Source organism: Thermobacillus xylanilyticus (genome assembly GCF_907165215.1).
GTDB lineage: Bacteria > Bacillota > Bacilli > Paenibacillales > Paenibacillaceae > Thermobacillus > Thermobacillus xylanilyticus.
This window is the reverse complement of sequence record NZ_CAJRAY010000077.1, coordinates 22,938-40,544: the sequence shown is the minus strand read 5'-3', so window position 1 is coordinate 40,544 and position 17,607 is coordinate 22,938. Positions and strand designations below refer to the sequence as shown.

General features: G+C 61.9%; 21 protein-coding genes. 5 read left to right on the top strand and 16 right to left on the bottom strand.

Annotation, left to right across the window (positions count from 1 at the left end; translation table 11 throughout):
• Nucleotides 1–176: 176 nt before the first annotated feature.
• Entirely contained in the window at nucleotides 177–470 is a 294-nt protein-coding gene (locus KJQ12_RS14000) for a DUF3055 domain-containing protein (protein WP_015254052.1), read from the top strand.
• Nucleotides 471–522: 52 nt separating this feature from the next.
• Nucleotides 523–795, top strand: coding sequence for a hypothetical protein (locus KJQ12_RS13995; protein WP_213485232.1), 273 nt, complete (start codon nucleotides 523–525; stop codon nucleotides 793–795).
• A 20-nt stretch (nucleotides 796–815) separates the two neighbouring features.
• Here the strand turns inward: KJQ12_RS13995 and KJQ12_RS13990 are convergent, their stop codons facing one another.
• The 11 genes from KJQ12_RS13990 to KJQ12_RS13940 form a co-directional block, all read right to left on the bottom strand.
• Nucleotides 816–1,178, bottom strand: coding sequence for an arsenate reductase family protein (locus tag KJQ12_RS13990; RefSeq protein ID WP_015254050.1), 363 nt, complete (start codon nucleotides 1,176–1,178; stop codon nucleotides 816–818).
• 26 nt (nucleotides 1,179–1,204) lie between these two features.
• The gene (locus KJQ12_RS13985) at nucleotides 1,205–2,173 is read right to left on the bottom strand and encodes an RluA family pseudouridine synthase (protein ID WP_244860613.1); all 969 of its coding nucleotides are present in this window, start codon (nucleotides 2,171–2,173) and stop codon (nucleotides 1,205–1,207) included.
• Between the two features lie 6 nt (nucleotides 2,174–2,179).
• The gene (locus tag KJQ12_RS13980) at nucleotides 2,180–2,767 is read right to left on the bottom strand and encodes a cob(I)yrinic acid a,c-diamide adenosyltransferase (RefSeq protein ID WP_213485230.1); all 588 of its coding nucleotides are present in this window, start codon (nucleotides 2,765–2,767) and stop codon (nucleotides 2,180–2,182) included.
• Nucleotides 2,768–2,900: 133 nt separating this feature from the next.
• Nucleotides 2,901–3,137: an aspartyl-phosphate phosphatase Spo0E family protein gene (locus tag KJQ12_RS13975; protein ID WP_425315978.1), complete on the bottom strand. Its 237-nt coding sequence runs from the start codon at nucleotides 3,135–3,137 to the stop codon at nucleotides 2,901–2,903.
• Nucleotides 3,138–3,225: 88 nt separating this feature from the next.
• Nucleotides 3,226–4,443, bottom strand: a complete 1,218-nt coding sequence (locus KJQ12_RS13970) for an aminotransferase class I/II-fold pyridoxal phosphate-dependent enzyme (protein ID WP_213485228.1) — start codon at nucleotides 4,441–4,443, stop codon at nucleotides 3,226–3,228.
• A 12-nt stretch (nucleotides 4,444–4,455) separates the two neighbouring features.
• Nucleotides 4,456–4,950, bottom strand: a complete 495-nt coding sequence (locus KJQ12_RS13965) for an Lrp/AsnC family transcriptional regulator (protein WP_015254045.1) — start codon at nucleotides 4,948–4,950, stop codon at nucleotides 4,456–4,458.
• 201 nt (nucleotides 4,951–5,151) lie between these two features.
• Complete coding sequence (locus KJQ12_RS13960; protein WP_015254044.1) at nucleotides 5,152–5,811, bottom strand: hypothetical protein; 660 nt, start codon at nucleotides 5,809–5,811, stop codon at nucleotides 5,152–5,154.
• 16 nt (nucleotides 5,812–5,827) lie between these two features.
• Nucleotides 5,828–7,252 (bottom strand): arsenic transporter, encoded by a 1,425-nt coding sequence (locus tag KJQ12_RS13955; protein ID WP_213485226.1) that lies wholly within the window; start codon nucleotides 7,250–7,252, stop codon nucleotides 5,828–5,830.
• A complete protein-coding gene (locus KJQ12_RS13950) occupies nucleotides 7,245–7,397 on the bottom strand; it encodes a hypothetical protein (RefSeq protein WP_213485224.1) in 153 nt (50 codons plus the stop codon). Before KJQ12_RS13950 ends, KJQ12_RS13955 begins: the two co-directional genes overlap by 8 nt.
• 79 nt (nucleotides 7,398–7,476) lie before the next feature.
• A complete protein-coding gene (locus KJQ12_RS13945; protein ID WP_213485222.1) occupies nucleotides 7,477–8,196 on the bottom strand; it encodes a hypothetical protein in 720 nt (239 codons plus the stop codon).
• Nucleotides 8,197–8,400: 204 nt separating this feature from the next.
• Nucleotides 8,401–8,871 (bottom strand): hypothetical protein, encoded by a 471-nt coding sequence (locus KJQ12_RS13940; RefSeq protein WP_213485220.1) that lies wholly within the window; start codon nucleotides 8,869–8,871, stop codon nucleotides 8,401–8,403.
• Between the two features lie 169 nt (nucleotides 8,872–9,040).
• On the opposite strand from KJQ12_RS13940, the gene KJQ12_RS13935 reads away from it, so the two are divergent.
• A complete protein-coding gene (locus KJQ12_RS13935) occupies nucleotides 9,041–10,180 on the top strand; it encodes a CotH kinase family protein (RefSeq protein ID WP_213485218.1) in 1,140 nt (379 codons plus the stop codon).
• A 4-nt stretch (nucleotides 10,181–10,184) separates the two neighbouring features.
• Here the strand turns inward: KJQ12_RS13935 and KJQ12_RS13930 are convergent, their stop codons facing one another.
• The 4 genes from KJQ12_RS13930 to KJQ12_RS13915 form a co-directional block, all read right to left on the bottom strand.
• Nucleotides 10,185–11,474: an MFS transporter gene (locus tag KJQ12_RS13930; protein ID WP_015254040.1), complete on the bottom strand. Its 1,290-nt coding sequence runs from the start codon at nucleotides 11,472–11,474 to the stop codon at nucleotides 10,185–10,187.
• A 104-nt stretch (nucleotides 11,475–11,578) separates the two neighbouring features.
• Nucleotides 11,579–12,115, bottom strand: coding sequence for a hypothetical protein (locus tag KJQ12_RS13925; protein WP_015254039.1), 537 nt, complete (start codon nucleotides 12,113–12,115; stop codon nucleotides 11,579–11,581).
• Between the two features lie 153 nt (nucleotides 12,116–12,268).
• Nucleotides 12,269–12,691 carry a DUF350 domain-containing protein gene (locus KJQ12_RS13920; RefSeq protein ID WP_213485216.1) on the bottom strand — a complete coding sequence of 141 codons (423 nt, stop codon included), beginning with the start codon at nucleotides 12,689–12,691 and terminating at the stop codon, nucleotides 12,269–12,271.
• A 44-nt stretch (nucleotides 12,692–12,735) separates the two neighbouring features.
• Nucleotides 12,736–15,090 carry an endonuclease MutS2 gene (locus tag KJQ12_RS13915; RefSeq protein WP_213485215.1) on the bottom strand — a complete coding sequence of 785 codons (2,355 nt, stop codon included), beginning with the start codon at nucleotides 15,088–15,090 and terminating at the stop codon, nucleotides 12,736–12,738.
• 167 nt (nucleotides 15,091–15,257) lie between these two features.
• Here KJQ12_RS13915 and KJQ12_RS13910 point away from each other — a divergent pair, with 167 nt between their 5' ends.
• Entirely contained in the window at nucleotides 15,258–15,611 is a 354-nt protein-coding gene (locus KJQ12_RS13910) for a phage holin family protein (RefSeq protein ID WP_015254036.1), read from the top strand.
• 197 nt (nucleotides 15,612–15,808) lie between these two features.
• A complete protein-coding gene (locus tag KJQ12_RS13905; RefSeq protein ID WP_213485214.1) occupies nucleotides 15,809–16,201 on the top strand; it encodes a cupredoxin domain-containing protein in 393 nt (130 codons plus the stop codon).
• A gap of 231 nt (nucleotides 16,202–16,432) precedes the next feature.
• On the opposite strand, the gene zapA is transcribed toward KJQ12_RS13905, so the two are convergent.
• A complete protein-coding gene (zapA, locus tag KJQ12_RS13900; protein WP_015254034.1) occupies nucleotides 16,433–17,503 on the bottom strand; it encodes a cell division protein ZapA in 1,071 nt (356 codons plus the stop codon).
• Between the last annotated feature and the right edge of the window lie 104 nt (nucleotides 17,504–17,607).

Genomic DNA, 17,607 nt, shown 5'->3' with positions numbered 1-17,607 from the left:
AAAAAGCACCTCGCATGATGCGAGGTGCTTCCTCCTGACCGGTTATCCGATTGTCTTCACTATACCAGATTGTGCCTGGAGTGACAAGATGTCACACCCGACCCCGTTCGTCCGTTTCCGCTGCCGTCCCCGTAAGGTATAATAGACGATATGCATTGCGACAGGAGGGGACAGCGGTGCTTCCGAACTATGATTTCGTCTCGGATTCGACCGAAGAGACGTCGACGCGGTTCGTGACGTTCATTACGCCGAATCTCAACCGTTTCGACCTGGCCATTACAAAAACGAACCGGTTCTACGGCAAGAAACTGGTGACCGACCTGCAGAAGGGGATCACGGCCATCATCGGAGCGGACGATCTGGAAGAAGAGGGCTATCTGGAAGAGACGTTCCGGCTGACGGAAGAGGAAGCGGCGGAACTCGAGGCCTTCCTGCACCTCGTGATCGGGCCGGCGCATATGTCGGACTGACCCGGGTCATACTGAAGGCGGCAGACGATACCATCTCCGGGAGGCATCCGCCATGAGCAAGGAAGGCTTCAAACCGGAAAAACGCAGCGAGCATACCGATCTTGCCGTCGTGGAATCGCAGCGCAACGACCTGACAAGCGAGGAATTTCCCGAAGGAGCCTACGGCTCGCCGCTTCTGACCGAGACGCTCGGCAAAAGCGAACCGTACCGGATCGATCAGCGCCATCCGAACCGATTCGACTACGAGAACCGGACGCTGCACGAACGGCAGGACCGCGATTATCCGGGTGACCAAGGCATACCGGATGAAATGGATCGGCGCTAGAAGCCCGGTCCATTCCATTTTCAACCCCACGTCTCCTCGAACACGTCTTCCTTCCACCCGACGGTCAGCTTCCGTCCGTCCGTCACGACGGGCCGCTTCACCAGGCGGCCGTTCGACGCGAGCAGCCGGATTTGCTCGTCCTCGCTCATCTCCGGAAGCTTGTCTTTCAATTTCATCTCGCGATAGACTTCTCCCGACGTATTGAAGAACGCGCGGATTCCCAGTCCGCTGATGCGCAGCCAATCCCGGATCTCTTCTTCGGTCGGCGGCTGCCCGAACAGATCCTGCAGCTTGAGCTCATGGCCCTTCGCCTGCAGAAATTTCAGCGCGCTGCGGCAGCTCCCGCATTTCGGATAATAGTAGACCTTCAACGTATTCCCCACGGCAATTCCCACCCATGCAAAAAAGTTCACGATTCGCGATCATCCAGCGACTTGAGCAACCGCTCCAGACGGAGCAAATCGTCGGGCAGCGGCGATGCGAAAATCATCCGCTCGCCGGTCATCGGATGCGTCAGCTCCAGCTCGGCGGCGTGCAGCGCCTGGCGTCCCGCCGACTTGACGGCGGCCGCCAGCCAGTCCGGATCGCCGGCTCCATGGCCGCCGTACAGCTCGTCCGCGATGAGCGGACAGCCGATGTGCCGCATATGGACGCGGATCTGATGCGTCCTGCCGGTCTCGAGCGTGAGGCTCACCTTGGCGGCCCGTCCGCCGCCGTAAACGGCTTCCGTCCTGTAATGCGTGACGGACGGATAGCCGTCCGGCGTCACGATCCGCAGATGCGGCGCTGCAGGGTCGCGGTCGATCGGCGCGTCGATCGTGCCGTCCGCCGGCGACGGCGCGCCGCGGACATAGGCGATGTAGCGCTTGCCGATCCGGCCGCGCTTCATCTGCTCCGCGAGCTGCTGATGAACATACGCGTTCTTGGCGACGGCGATCACGCCGGATGTATCCTTGTCCAGCCGGTGCACCGGACGGAAACGGTGCGCTTTCCCGTGTTTCAGCCAATGGTGGACGACGCCGTTCGCCAGCGTGTTCACGTAATGCCCTTTCGTCGGATGCACGACGATCCCGGCGGGCTTGTCCAGTACCAGCAGATGCGGATCTTCGTGGAGAATGGAGAGCGGCATCTCCTGCGGAAGCACATCGTCCGCCGCTTCCGCTTCCATGCGCAGCGCGATCCGGTCGCCCGCCGACACGCGGTCGGATGTGAAGGCGCGCCTGCCGTTCACCGTCAGGCCCACTTTCGTCCGCTTGAGACGCGTGAGCAGCCTGCGCGAGACGCCGAGCCGCTTCTGCAGCACCGTCCGAACGGCAAGGCCGTCGTCCGCCGGTTGCACGACCAGTTCGATCGGATCGCTGTACACCGTATCATCCACCGGATTTCACTTCCCCGAACCCGGCGGATCGGACCGGCGGAACACGTCCGCGCTGCGCGCGTATTCCGTATCGCGGACGCCGAGCCGCGCATTGACGGCGCGCGCCGCGACGAAGAACCAGTCCGACAGCCGGTTCAGATACGCCGGCACCGCATCGTTCACCGGCTTCTCCGCGGCGAGCGTTGCGGCGCGGCGTTCCGCCCGCCGGCAGACGGTGCGGCAGACGTGCAGCAGCGCGGCCGCCTCCGACCCGCCGGGGAGGATGAACCGGGCGAGCGGAGGCGCCTCGCCGTCAAGCGCGTCGATCTGCCGCTCGAGGCGCTCCACCGGCTCCATGCTCATCTTGAAGACTTCCGGCTTGTCCGCGTAGGCAAGATCCGATCCGCAATCGAACAGCTCCTGCTGGATCAGGAGCAGCTCATCCGCAAGATCGCCCAGACGGTCCTCGCGGCGAAGCGCGGCTTCCGCCAGGCCGACGAAACTGTTCAACTCGTCGATCGTCCCGTACGCTTCCACCCGGACATCATCTTTCCTGACGCGTCCGCCGATGATGGATGTCCGGCCCGAATCGCCCTTGCGCGTGTACCACTTCATGCAATCTCCCGTCCCATGGCATGTCTTCCGTATCTTGCTCCACTATATCACATATCCCGCTTCAGGCAAAAACGAAACGGAAGAAGCCGGCTGATTCCGCCGGCTTCCGGATCTGCGGCAACGGGCGCCTGCCTTATCCGCTCCAGCAGCGCAGTTTGTACCGCATGTACTCGTTGATTTTTTTGTCCAGTTTGCGGCTGACCTCAATCACGCGTTCCGAACGGAGCGAATCTTCCTCCAGATAGGTGCGCTCCATATGCTGCCGCAATCGGCAGATCTCGTCTTCGAGCATTTCGGCGGGATTCGTCAACCGACCGGCGTTGAACTTGTGATCCTGGTGACCGTTCGAATATCCTGAGCCGCCGGCCATCCCTGCTATCTCTCCTTCCTCCGGTCGCCCGGTCGTTCATTGGCTTGCGGCCGCGTTCCCGGATCGGAACGATCCGGCGGCCGGGCGATCAACCCTGTTTCAGTCTTTCGACGAATCGTCCGATTCGCTCGATCGCTTCCGTAAGCTGCGCGACGGACGTGGCGTACGAACAGCGGACATGCCCTTCGCCGCCGAGACCGAACACATTGCCCGGCACGACGGCAACCTGCGCTTCCATGAGCAGGCGTTCGGCGAATGTATTCGAATCGAGCCCCGTCGATCGGATGGACGGGAACGCGTAGAACGCTCCCTGCGGCTCATGGCAGTCGAGGCCGATTTCGCGAAAGCCCTTGACGACCAGCCTGCGCCGCTGATTGTACGACTCGACCATGCGCTCCATCTCTTCGAGGCCGTTCGTCAGCGCTTCGAGCGCCGCGATCTGCCCCATGATCGGCGCGCACATGACCGTGTATTGGTGGATCTTCAGCATGGCGCCGATCAACTCCGGATGGCCGCAGACATAGCCCATCCGCCATCCGGTCATCGCGAACGCTTTCGAGAAGCCGCTGACCAGAATCGTCCGGTCCTTCATGCCGGGCATCGATGCGAAACTGACATGACGCGGTCCGTAGGTCAGCTCGGCGTAAATCTCGTCCGCGATGACGATCAGATCGTATTTCTCCACAATCCGCGCGATCGGCAGCCAGTCCTCATAGGTCATGATGCCGCCCGTCGGATTGCTCGGGTAGCAGAGAATGAGCACCTTCGTGCGCGGCGTGATCGCGGCTTCCAGCCGGTCGGCGCGCAGCTTGAACGCGTCTTCGGCCAGCGTCTCGACGCCGACCGGCACGCCGCCGGACAGCGACGTGATCGGCGAATACGAGATGTAGCACGGTTCCGGTATAAGAATTTCGTCCCCCGGTTCAATGAGCGCGCGAAGCGCCAGATCGATCGCTTCGCTGCCGCCGATGGTCACGAAAATTTCCCGCGCCGGATCATAGCTGACATGGAAGCGGTTCGCCAGATAGGCGGCGATCGCTTCGCGCAGCTCCGGCATGCCGGCGTTGGATGTGTATTGCGTCTTGCCCCTCTCCAGGCTGTAAACGGCCGCCTCGCGCACGTGCCACGGCGTGACGAAGTCCGGCTCGCCCACGCCGAGCGTAATGACATCCTTGCGACCTTGCACGAGATCGAAAAACTTTCGAATGCCCGAAGGCTTGATGCTGCGGACGCCGGACGACAGATAATCCGCCATCGAGCGGCGGACCGGCCGGCTGACCGTCGTCTGCTCCTTGTCCTTGATCACAAGCGACACTCCTTACGGCGAGATGACAAGCCTCTGATCACCTTCGCGTTCTTCGAAGATGATGCCGTCCTGTTTATATTTTTTCAAAATGAAGAACGTCTTCGTCGAAAGCACGGCGTCGATCGGCGACAGTTTGTTCGATACGAAGGAGGCGACTTCCTGAAGCGTCCTGCCTTCCACTTCGACCAGCAGATCGTAGGCGCCCGACATCAGGAACACCGATTTCACTTCCGGATATTGGTAGATCCGCTCGGCGATGCCTTCGAAGCCGCGGCCGCGCTCAGGCGTGATCTGTACTTCGATCAGGGCCGTCACCTTGTCATCCGCGACTTTGCTCCAGTTGACGACCGCCGCGTATTTGACGATCACGTGATCCTTCTCCAGTTCGTCGATCGCCCGCTTCACTTCCTCCACGGAGGCGTCGAGCATCGTCGCGATGAGCTCCGGCGACCTTCGCGCGTCTTCTTTCAGCAATTCGAGGATTTTCAGCTTCAATCCTTCGACCATATCATACCCTCCTCGCACCCAAGCGGATAATAATGATATATCATACACCCGATCCGCTTGTTCTGTAAAACAAAAAAAACGCAGCGGAATACCGTCCGCTGCGAGAACATGCCCGTGGCCCATACAAAATGGCGGTGCCTGCGCAGTTGCGCAAACCCGCCGCCATACAGCGATCATGATTCAGCCCTGTCCTGCCGCACATTATGGCAGATGGATCGTCTTGACATGGTTGAAGTGGATATAGGTGGTCTGGCCGGACGCGTTCGCGATGGCCAGCATCCCGTCGTCCAATCCTTTCAGCACGCCGATCTTGTGCGGATGTTCGCCGAGATCGAGTACGACGAATTCCCCGATCAGCTTGCGCACCTGCTGTTCGAACGTGCGCGAGAGCGAGACGGGGGAAGGCTTGAGCGGGAACTGTTCCGGCGACATGCCGTAAGGCGTCGAGTGCGGCGGATAGGGCACCAAATATTTCAGATGGTCAAGCGAGATGACAACGGAATGATAGACGGGTGAATAGAAGACGAAATAATCGTTCATCACGCTGGTCACATACCCGTGGATCGACTGGCTCCCCGTGATGAACAGCTCCGAGAACATGCCCTTCGCGTTGAGCAGCACCTTGCGGTACGAGATCGGTTCGGACTGCGGCTCGAACGGCGGTTCGCCGGAAGCGTCATCCGTTTCTTCCGATTCGCCCGGTCTGAGCTGCTGCACATGAACGAGCGGAACATAATAGTACCGGCTTTCGCTGCGGATGACGAGAATATCGGGTCCCGTATCGATCAGCATGCCGTGCACCGGCACCGCCCTGCCCGACAGTTCCACATCGACGGGTTTGCCCATCAGCGGATGGCTCATGTTGCATTCCTCCTTCCTATCCGGTCCATTGTGTCCAGAGATACAGTGCCGCCAGGCTGACGAACAGCCCCGCCGGAATGACCAGCAGCGCGGTCCGGATGTAGGCTCCCCAGCTGACGCGGATGCCGTGCTGTTTCAGAATGAACATCCAGATGAGCGCCGCCAGCGTACCGAGCGGCGTAAGCAGCGCCCCGACGTCGCTGCCGATGATGTTCGCCAGATAGGCGATCTGCAGCGTACGCCCATCCAGTCCCATATCCGTCAGCGCCATCGTCCCGATCATGACGGACGGAAGATTGTTGATCAGATTCGACATGACGGTGAGCAGCCCGCCTGTCCACATGATCGACATCAAACCGCCGGCCGCAATGTACGGTTCAACCTGCGCGGTGATCCAATCCGTCAGACCCGCGTTCCGCATGCCCGTAACGACGACGTAGACACCGAACGCGAACGCGAGAATATGCCACGGCGTTTTGCGGATCAGATCCGCAGGACCGATGCCCGTCCACTTCCAGCGTATAAAAATAAGCGACACTGCGCCGGCGGCCGCGATCCACTCGATCGGAATGCCGGCTGCCGATCCGGCGAAGAAGGACGCGCGGATCAGCACGACAAGCGTGATGCACAACTGGAAGAGCCGCCAATCGGGCACGTAAGCGTCAGCCCGGCGAAGCGGATGGAACGGCGTCTTTCCGGATTCAAGCGCCGACTCGGGCAGCCACCTGCCAGCAGCGGTCTGCGAATCGATGATATACCCTTCTTCACCCGCATCATCCGTGAATGTCCTTCGCTCCGGCAGCCGGGCGATGCGCCGGGGAATGGCGCGCCAATGAATGGCGAGCAGCAGCAGGGCGATGACCGCGATGCCGGCCATCGACGGCGGAATCATCAGCCAGGCGTACGTGTTCAGATCGAGGCCGACGATCCGGAGCGCGATCAGGTTGGCGAGATTGCTGACGCCGATCGGTGCGCTGGCCGCGGTTGCGACCATCGCGCCGCCGATCAGATAGGGAATCTGCTGATGGATTTTGAGCCGGAGCAGCCTCGCGACCTGAATGATGATGGGCGTCGTGATCAAGATGCTTCCGTCGTTGTTAAAAAATAAGGTCATCAGGAAGCATAACGCCATGATGACCCAGTAAAGCCTTATACCGGAGCCGCGCGCATACCGGATGACATTGTAGGCCGACCACCGGAAAAAGCCGATACTGTCCAGCACAATCGACATGACGATCGTGCATAGAATGGTTACGACGGCGCCGCTTACAATCCCGAACACCTCGCCGAGCTCCTGCGGCCGGACGATGCCGATCAGCAGCAAGGCCAGAGCGCCGCCTGTTGCCGGATACGCTTCGTTGAGCCCTCTCGGCCGCCATATGAGAAGGGCGATGGTTGCGGCGAAGATCACATATGCGCCGAACGCCTGGGCCTCATGCATGCTCGCGCGCCTCGCTCGGGACGGCGAGTTCTAACCGCTCCGCCCGGAGCTCGGCAGCAGCCGGTTCGGGTCTGTGGTCCGCAGGCAGCCTCATCAGCGCATACAGCGGAATGCCGGCCAGAAGGATGAGCAGAGCCACGAACATGTGATTCCCCCCCTTGCGGGCCGGCTGAAGGGCCGGCCCAAGGCTTGTTAAGGTTCAAAGGCGATGCGGACAGCTCCGGTTATCTCTTGCGGCCGCCGGAACCGCCGGCACCGCGGCTGCCTTGATGGCCCCGATTGCCTTGATGGCCGCGGCTGCCGCCTTGTCGTCCGCCGCTGCCTTGACGGCCGCCCCGGCTGCCGCCGTCCTGCCTGCGGCCCTGGGAACCGCCGGCAGCGCTGCCGGACCGTTGCCCTTGCGAACGCTGATTGCGGTCCTGGCTTCCGCTAGAACGCTGGCCTTGCGAACGTTGCTGGCTGTCCTGAGATTTGTCGCTGCTGCCATTCTGGCTGCCGTTCCGCTGCGCAAGGCTCACGGTCCGGATATGGAACAGCGGAATGCGGATAACTTCCTTGCCGGATACAAGCAGCAGCGTATCGTGGCCGACTTCCACGATGAAGCCGGTCACTTTCTCCGGTCCGCCCTGGTTGATCTGCACGAAATGCTTGGTCAGCCGGCGGAGCACGTCATTGAAGCTGTGCGCCATGATATAACCGGTATGCCCGCCTTTGGTGCGGCCGATCGATTGCGCAACCTTGCCTTCCGTGATGCTCTTGATGTGCGCCGCATTGACATAGACGATACCGTCTTTCGTCAGAAGCACGATGTAATCGGCATGCACGGCGATCAGCCGTCCGACCATCGATTCCGGACCGCCCCGGTTGATCTTGACGGGCTTGCCGATGAACGACAACAGGTAGCTTATATGCTGCCCGCCGTAACGGAACATCGGATAAAACATTCCTATCCCTCCATTTTCAAACTTGTGAATGAATGGATGCCGGACTGCAACGTGACTGCCATCCCTCCCTTGTCCCGACTTGTGCGGACATCACTCCTGTCCTTGTCCCATGCCTGTCGTCATGAAGGATGAAATGTAATACAAGCTTATGTATCCCGTTGACAACCGGTACTAGATTAACGACCATTTCCTGTCAAATTGTGTTCAAGGCCAGTCCGGCCGGCGAGGGGCGGTCATAGCTTGTATTAAATCGCAGTAAGAGGAGGGATCTGCATGCCGGACAGGCATCACACTGGTGCGAATCAAGCGGCCGGCGCTGCTGATGAGGGAGCCGGCCGCACCGCGGGAAGGCGGACGCGCGGGCAGCGCACCGCCGGGCAGCGCACCGCCGGACAGCGCACGCGCGGGCAGCGTACCGCCGGGCAGCGTACCGCCGGGCAGCGTACCGCCGGACAGCGCACCGCGGGCGGGCGCACGCGCGGGCAGCGTACCGCCGGACAGCGCACCGCGGGACAGCGCACGCGCGGGCAGCGCACCGCCGGACAGCGCACCGCCGGACAGCGCACGCGCGGACAGCGCACCGGCGAACAGGGCGCCGGCGAACAAGGCGCCGGCGAGCAACGCGCGCGCGGGCAGCGGGAACATCGCAATGCAGAATGGCCGTATGAAGGCCAATATTGGCCGCCCGGCTGGTATATTACCGCGAAGAACCGCAGGCAATAACCGGCAGTGACCGGGACAGCCCCGGCAGCATAGCGTAACAATGAAGATAGCCTATCGTCGAATGACGATAGGCTTTTCACCATTTCGGACCGCAAATCGCAAGCCGGGAGGACCGATGTCCATGTCATCCGCATCCTTGCCCAGCCGCCGCATCCAAGTCGATCCCGAATTGTGGGAAGCCATTCACCGCGATCCGTGGGAGGATCACGAAGCGGACGTTCTCGTCGACGGCAGGATCGCCGCGAAGCTGAAAATCCGCGGCGGCCATACGCGGGGATATCCGAAGCCTTCCTATGAGCTTCGCATCGTGAACGGCCATACGTTTCACTGGAACGCCGAATACGACGATCCTTCGCTGATCCGCAACGCCCTGTCGTTCTATTTTTTCAATCTGATCGGCCTGCCGGCTCCGAAGACCACCCACTGCCGCCTATATGTCAACGGACGGCCGCTCGGCGTCTACCTGGAGATCGAGGCGGTCGTGCCCGCGTTTTTCCGGGAACGGAAAATCCGGTATCGCTCCATCATCTATGCGGCGAACGACAGCGCCCATTTCGGATTGAACTCCCCTCAGAACGGGGGCCCCAAACGTTCGCTGTTCGAAGGCTACGAGCTCGTGGCCGGCGGAACGGCGGCGAAGCAGCGGCTGGAAGCCTTCGTCCGGGATCTGAACCGGCTCAATGGCATCGCGCTGAAGCGCTTGCTGGCCCGGCGGCTGGACATCGACCAATACTTGAAATGGCTGGCGGGGGCCGTCCTGACCGGAAACTATGACGGGTTCGAACAAAACTACGCGCTCTATGAACATTTGCCTTCCGGAAAGTATCGCATTCTGCCGTGGGACTATGAGGGAACCTGGGGAAGAAATTGCTACGGGGAAATTTGCCCGGTCAACCAGGTGCGGATTACGGGCTACAACACGCTGACCGCCAAGCTGCTCGGATTCCGCGAATACCGCGAGAAGTATTTCCGTCTGCTCGGGAGGCTGCTGGGCAGCGCTTTCACCGAGCGGAAATTGATGCCCGTCGTCCGCCGGATGATAAACAATATTGCGGCAGCCGTCCGGACGGACGATACGCGGAAGTACAATTACCGCGTCTTTCTGAACGAACCGCAGCTGATCCGGCGCTATATCCGCGGACGGCGGGCCTACGTGCTGCGCGAACTCGGCCGTCTGTCCGGCAGCAGACGGACGCGCGTCCGCCGTGCGGGAAAAGCCGCGCGCGTTGCCGCTGTGCGGCAATCCGCGACGCGGGAATAGCCGCTCAGCCCGCCAGTTTGCGGCGGATGAACAGCCAGCCCGCCAGCGGAGCGGCGCCGACCGCGAGCAGCAGCCAGGCGAGCGCGGCGGTCGACTGCACTTGCGAGACGACGGACAGATAGATGACGAGGCCCAGCACCCGGCCGGCGATCAGGCCGGTCTCCCGCAGCACGATCAGCTCCTCGCGCCGCTTCACGCCTTCGTCCGTCTTGCCGATCAGATCGAATACGGCGGACGTCATCGGAATGACATACAGCGGCATGAACAGTGCCGTACCGATGCCGGCGATAAGCAGCGCCGTGTACCCGACGTCCGCCAGCAGAATGGCCGTCATGCCGGATACGCTTGCCGCGCCCAGCAGCATGGCCGCGCGGCGGAATCGCGGGCGAAGCAGCCGGCCGGCCAGCCAGAACGACAGGAGCGACGTCAGCGACGTCCAGAAGGTGTAGTTGCCGAGGCTCTGCTCCCGCCCTGTCGCGAAGTAGACAAGCAGTCCGAGCAGAAACAGGTACACGCCTTCCCTGAGGCCCTGCGCGGCGAGCGCCGGCACCGCGGATCTCCATGGATTGCCCCGCTGCCGCAGCTGGCTTGTGCCGTAGGACCACGCGAATGTCCCGTCTGAACGCCTCCGCTTCAGAAAAAAACTGAGCACCGCCGCGGCCGCGAACATTGCGAGCGACACCGTGAACACGATCCGGTACCCTTTGATCCCGCCCGACAGACTGATGAACGTCCCCGACAGCCACGGAGCCGTCATGCCGGCGAGCGAGCCGAGCAGTCCGGCCCAACCGTTGAATCGGTCGCGGCTTTCGGGCTCCGTAATCTCGAAATAGACGACGTTGTAAGCGAGCCAGAACAGGCCGACGGCGAGTCCGTTCAATGCGCCGAGCCATGCCGCCCACCGGCTGGCGGCATTTCCGAGCAGCAGGACGGACAGATAGAAGAGTGCCGAGCAGACGAGTCCCGCCCTGAGGGCGATCATTTTGTCATGCCGCTTGGTCCACGCGCCGGCAAGCCAGAACGCGCAGCCGGATGCGAGATGTTGCGCCAGGGTGAACCAGCCGATGAGCGCGAACGACTGGCTGGCCTTCCACAGATAGACCGGAACGAACGTGCCGGACAGCGCACCCGCCGCCGCATACATCCCCTGCACCGCCAGCAGGAGAACCGCCTGCCGGCCCAGCGCCGCGGATGGCGTCCGCGTTGCGCCGCCGGACATCCATCCCGCCGACGCATGCGGCTTGCGCGCAGCTTTCGCCATATTCCCTGCAGACATGATTTTGCCCTGCGCCATCGCCAGCCTCCCGCAAGACTTGAATCTCCCCTAAGTTGCCCGTATGGACGGGGAGACATGTCTTGCAGAATCTGACATTGACGCAGGGCAATGGAGGTTTGCCGTCAATCTTCGCCTTCCAGATTGCCGAGCAGACGCTCGCGGTCGTCCGGAGCGAGCCGGCTGTGCGCGTGATGGCAATTCGGACAGATATACCAGACCAGCCGGAACGGGGCAGGCAGAATCGCGCGCTTCACCGCCGGAGGCACGGCGGGCTCCCAGCCTGCCGCACCCACGGTCTGCGTGCCCGCTTCAATCATGTATTCCCGGCAGGACGGGCATTCCGGCACTTCCAATTGCTCGTTCAGGATCGCTTCGAGCTTCCCTTCCAGCGCGATCAGGCGCAGGTTGACCGGACGGAAGCTGTCCATGTCCATGTCGTCCGAAAGCCGGCTGCGAATTGCCGCGCCTTCCGCGCGCGCGCTCTTCGCACCGTCTCCGCCGCTTCCGTCTTCCGCATCGTCATCGCGTTCGATTTCAACGTTCAGCGTCCGGTAATCGCCGAGTTCGTTTTCACAATAAGGGCAGACGTTCTCCGGTCCGGTCTCTTCGTCCCAGGTAATCTCCGTCTGGCACCACGGACATACCGTCGATTGCTCCATCTGATTCGATATCCTCCCTGGCGCTCCGGCCGGCCGCAAGCCGCCGGGCTTAAGTTACATCAAATACAGCACGCCCAGAATGATGAAAATTGCCGCGATGACCAGCAGCGTTCCCCACAAATATTTCACTCTTGCTCCTCCTCGCCGGCGCGCTCAGGACAGCACGGTCGCGCCGATGACGTATGACAGCGAAATCGAGATGATCATGGCGATAAATCCGACCGCCCGATTGTCCCGCTTGATCTCGTCGTCGATCCGAAAGACGGGCGTCAGAAACTCGAACACAAAATAGGCGGCCAGCAGCAGCACGAAGCCGAAAGCCGCCCATACGAGCGACTGGTACAGCGAATCGCCGGCCTGGATCGAGAAGCGGAACAGGTTGCAGATGCCGAAAATTTTGCCCCCCGTCGCCATCGCCACCGCCAGGTTGCCGTTCTTGATCTCGTCCCACGTCTTGTACCGCACCGCGAATTCAAAGCAGAAAAGGAAGACGATCAGGGCCAGGATCGCGACCGAAAAAAAGGCGATGGAAGCAAAATACGCATTGTCAAGCCAACGGTCCAACGCTTGATCCATCGGGGATCATCCTCCCTTCTTCAGCCCGAAGGGCGCCTGGATTTCTATTTCAGTTCGGCGACGGTGACGCCGTTTCCTCCCTCGCCGTACGCGCCGTCGCGGAACGACTTGACGAGGCGGTGCCTGCGCAGGAAATCGCGGATGCCCGAACGGAGCACGCCCGTTCCCTTGCCGTGGATGATGGTGACCTGCCCGAGATTCGCAAGGTACGCTTCGTCGAGGAAGCGGTCGACCTCCAGAATCGCGTCCTCCAGCGTGCTGCCGCGCAGATCCAGTTCCATGCGCAGGTCGCCCTTCGTGCGCTTGAGGCTTGCCGCCGCCTGCGGCTGTTTCGGCTGCGGCGGCTGCTTGATCCGCTCCAGATCGGACAGGGCGACTTTCATCTTCAGGATGCCGATCTGGACGAGCGCTTCCGTCTCGCCCGTCTCCAGCACGACGCCCTTCTGGTTCAGGCTGATCACTGTCACTTCGTCGCCCGGTTCAACCCGGACCGGCTTCCGGGCAGCGCCCTGCGCCGACGGCTTCGGCGTGAGGTCCGGCATCGCCTCGTCCAGCCGGCGCCGCGCCTCGATCAGCTTGTGTTCTTTCACCGACGCCGCTTCCTCAAGCGCCATCCGCCTGAGGTCCGCGATGATCGCTTCCGCTTCGCGGCGCGCCTTCGCCACCGCTTCGCGCGCTTCTTCCTGCGCCTTCGCCAGCATCCGGTCGCGCTGCTGCTCGAACTTGCGCAGTTCGGCGGCATGCCGCTCCTTCAGCCGTTCCATCTCGGCGCGCAGCGACTCCGCGGTCTGACGCTCCGCTTCCGCGCTCTGCCGGTCTTCTTCGAGCGACGCGATCATGTCCTCGACGCGCCGGTCGTCCTCGCTCACTTCGCCGCGGGCACGCTCGATGATCGACCGCGGCAGGCCGAGCCGCTCGGCGATGGCGAACGCGTTGCTTCGGCCCGGCACGCCGACGAGCAGCCGGTAAGTCGGGCTGAGCGTCTGGACGTCGAATTCCATGCTGGCATTGATGATGCCCTTGCGATTGTAAGCATACGCTTTCAGCTCGCTGTAATGCGTCGTGGCGACGATCCGGCAGCCAAGCCGGTGGATATGTTCCAGAATCGCGATCGCCAGCGCCGAGCCTTCCGCCGGATCGGTGCCGGCGCCGAGCTCGTCGAGCAGCACGAGGCTCTTCGGCGTCATCTCCCGCAGCATGCGGATGATGTTCGTCATGTGGCCGGAGAACGTGCTCAGGTTCTGCTCGATGCTCTGTTCGTCGCCGATGTCGGCGTAGATGGCGTCGAATACGCAGAGCTGGCTGCCGTCGTCCGCCGGCACGAACAGCCCGGACATCGCCATCAGGCTGAGCAGGCCGATCGTCTTGAGCGTGACCGTCTTGCCGCCCGTGTTCGGCCCGGTGATGATGATCGCCGTATAGGAATTGCCAAGTTCCACATCCAGCGGCACGACGGATTCCGGCGGAAGCAGCGGATGGCGGCCGCGCTTCAGCTTGAGGAAGCCCCGGTCGTTCATCCGCGGCAGCGACGCCCGCATCTCGCGCGCAAGCCGCGACTTGGCGAACGCAAAGTCGAGCTGCCCGAGCAGCTCAAGATTCGCCGCCAGATCGTCGGCGTGCTCCGCCGTTTCGGCCGTCAGGCGCAGCAGGATGCGTTCGATCTCCCGCTCCTCGGCCATCTTAAGTTCGCGCAGCTTGTTGTTCATCTGCACGATCGACTCCGGCTCGATGAACAGCGTCGCTCCGGAACCGGACTGGTCGTGCACGATGCCGCCGAAATGTCCGCGGTATTCCTGCTTCACCGGGATGACGAACCGGTCGCCGCGGATCGTGATGATCGCGTCCTGCAGCATTTTCTGTACGGAAGGCGAGCGGACAAGCTGCTCGAGCTTCTCGCGGATCCGCGCTTCGCCGCCCCTGAGTTCCCGGCGGATCGCCGCCAGTTCCGGGCTGGCCTGGTCGACGACATAAGCCTGCTCGTCGATGCATCGGGCGATCGACTCTTCGAGCGCGCGATGCTCGGTCAGCTGCCCGGCCAGCCCGTGAAGCAGCGGCAGCGGGTGATCTTCGTGAATCTGCGCGATATGGCGTTTCACCAGCCGGCCGCCGCGCGCCGTCGACGCGATCTCCAGCAGTTCCGCCGGATTCAGCATGCCGCCGATTTTCGCCCGCTTGAGCGCGGCGCGGACATCCGCGATGCCGCCGAACGGAGGCGCTCCTTTCAGCCGCTCGGCGGCGGATGCCTCGTCCGTCGCCTGGAGCCTGAGCTTTACTTCTTCGAGATCGCTGCTCGGTTCAAGCCGGCCGCACAGGTCTCTGCCGAGCGAAGTCGCGGCCTGTTCCATGAGCCGTTCGATGATTTTGTGATATTCCAGGATGTGCAATACTTTGCCGTCCAACCCGCCACAACTCCTCTCAGCCCACTATTATAGCCGAAGCGCTGGCCGCGCGCCATTTTGCCCATGCAAAACCTGCCAAACATGAACCCTCCGAATGCGGGAACACTAACCCCGAGCACTTTAAGCGGCACCCACGCAGCCATTTCGCATTTGAGGAGGAGAGTGCCATGAACATCATCGGAACCGTCGTTCGTTTCGTCGTCGCCGCGCTGGTGCTGATGGTGGTGGATTGGATCGTTCCCGGATTCAGCGTCGGCGGCTTCTGGAGCGCCTTGCTTCTGGCCATCGTAATCGCTGTGCTCGGCTGGATTGTCGAAGGCCTGTTCGGCAAGAAAGTCACGCCGTTCGGGCGGGGCATCGTCGGATTTCTCGCCAGCGCGGCGGTCATCTGGCTCGCCCAGTTCATCGTCGGCAATGTGGAAGTGTCCTGGCTCGGCGCCATACTTGCCGCGCTTGTCATCGGGATCATCGACCTGTTCATCCCGATCAGTTCGCCGTACGAAGCGGGCAAAAAATCCTGACGCCGCGGCGCATGCAGTCGCGCAGAGCCGCGCCGCAAGCAGCTTTTCCACACAGGAAAAGCTGTTTTTTGCGTTCACGATTTGTTCAATCTTCATCCATAAGTTTGTCACGTCCCGTCCCGAAAAATCAGTTACAATGATTAATGTCACAATACACGAAAAAAAAATGGGGTTTTGACCCTTCGGAGGGATACGGGATGCGGACACGAAACTTTGCGGTCATGGCTGCCGCGGTCGTGCTGGCCGGCCTGCTGGCGGCGTGCGGAGGCGGCAAGAACGGGGGAAGCGCGCCGGGCATCGTCATCGACGAATCGAACCAGACGAAAGCGGACAGCGTGATCGAGGTCAAGGCGAAGAACTTCGAATTCGACCAGACCGAATATCGGGTGAAAACCGGCGCCGTCAAGTTTCACTTCGTCAGCGAAGAAGGGGTTCACGGCATCCGGATTCCGAAGACCGGCATCGAGCTCAGGGACGGTCAAACGGTGACGGTCACCTTCGAAAACCCGGGCGAATACGAGATTGTCTGCAACATTCCTTGCGGCACCGGCCATTCCAAGATGTTCGCGAAGCTGATCGTCGAGGCGTGAAGCAAGAGGCGGCGGGAGCGAACCTGCACCGTTTATTGATCGCAAGTTTAACCTGAATAAGCGAAGGTTTTTCGCCTATTTTCCGGAAACGGTGAATTTTCGGCCGTCGTCCGGAGAATAGGCGAAGTTTTTTTCGTCTATTTCCCGGATTTCCGCTTGAAATTTCTCTGTCTTGAAAGAAAATGGCCCATCGGGAACCCGGGATTCCGGATTCCCGACCGGCCATATTCATTACCCGTTCGATTCGATGAGTTCGATCCATTCGTTGAATTCGTTCTGCAGCTTCGCGTATTCGTCCTGCAGCCGGACGTGCTCGACGTTCAGCCGGTCGTAAGCTTCCTGCAGCTCCGCGATCCGGCTCTCGGCGCCGTCCTTCGCCTGCGCCAGCTGCCCCTCGATGGCCTCCAGCTTCTCGCGCAGCGCGTCCGCTTCCGCGCGGGCGCGTCCGGCTTCCGATTCGAACCTGGCTGCCCATTCGGCGGCGCGCGCATCCGCCTCCCGGCGCTCTTCCTCAAGCGCTTCGGCCCTGGCGCGCCAATCGGCCGCTTCGGAGGCCGCGGCTTCCAGCTCGCGGATCCGCTCCATCAGCCGCATCCCGCGTTCTTTCTGCTCGTCGCGGTCGCGGGTCAGGCGCTCGATCCGATCCTGCAGCTCGCGCAGCTTGCTTGCGCGTCCGGACGCTTCCTGCTCCAGCTGCCGGAGCCGGTTTCGCAACTCACCGGCGATGCGTTCAGCCTCTTCGGTCAGCTTGCGCTGCTCGCCCGTCTCGCGTTCCGCCGCTTCGGCCCGTGCGCGCAGTTCGGCAGCCTGCTGCTCGAATTGCGCTTCTCTCGCTTCCGCTTCCTGCCGCAGCTCGGCTTCCCGCTCCTCGTACATCCGCCGCCAGTCCGCCTCGGCGGCCGCCAGCCGCTGATCCGCTTCGCGCCGGCGCTGCGCCGCTTCCGCCTGCGCCTTCTGCCGTTCGGCGGCCATCTCCTGCTGCATGCGTTCGCGCTCCGCCCTGAGCCTCTCCAGTTCCGCCCGCGCCTCCGCGAGCTCCTGTTCCGCCTTCAGGCGCTTCGTTTCTTCCTGGCGCAGCTTGGCTGTCTCTTGGCGGAGGCGGATGACTTCGTCGGTCATATGGACGGCGGTGAGCACGGCAATCCGCGGCATGTCAAGCCGCGGGAATTGGCGCGCGAGCCGGTTCATATTGTCGTCGACCATTTCCGCCACGCGCCTGATATGGTCTGCGCTGGAATGGCCGGTCAGACGGTATTGATGCCCGAAAATGTCGACGGTCACCCTGGTGCGTTCGGCGTCCATGATCGGTGGTTCCTCCCTGTGTGATGCTGCAATCGGCGGAGCAGGCATTTTTGCAAGAATGCCCGTGACAAGCCGAAAGCCGCATCGAACATCTTCCGACAATA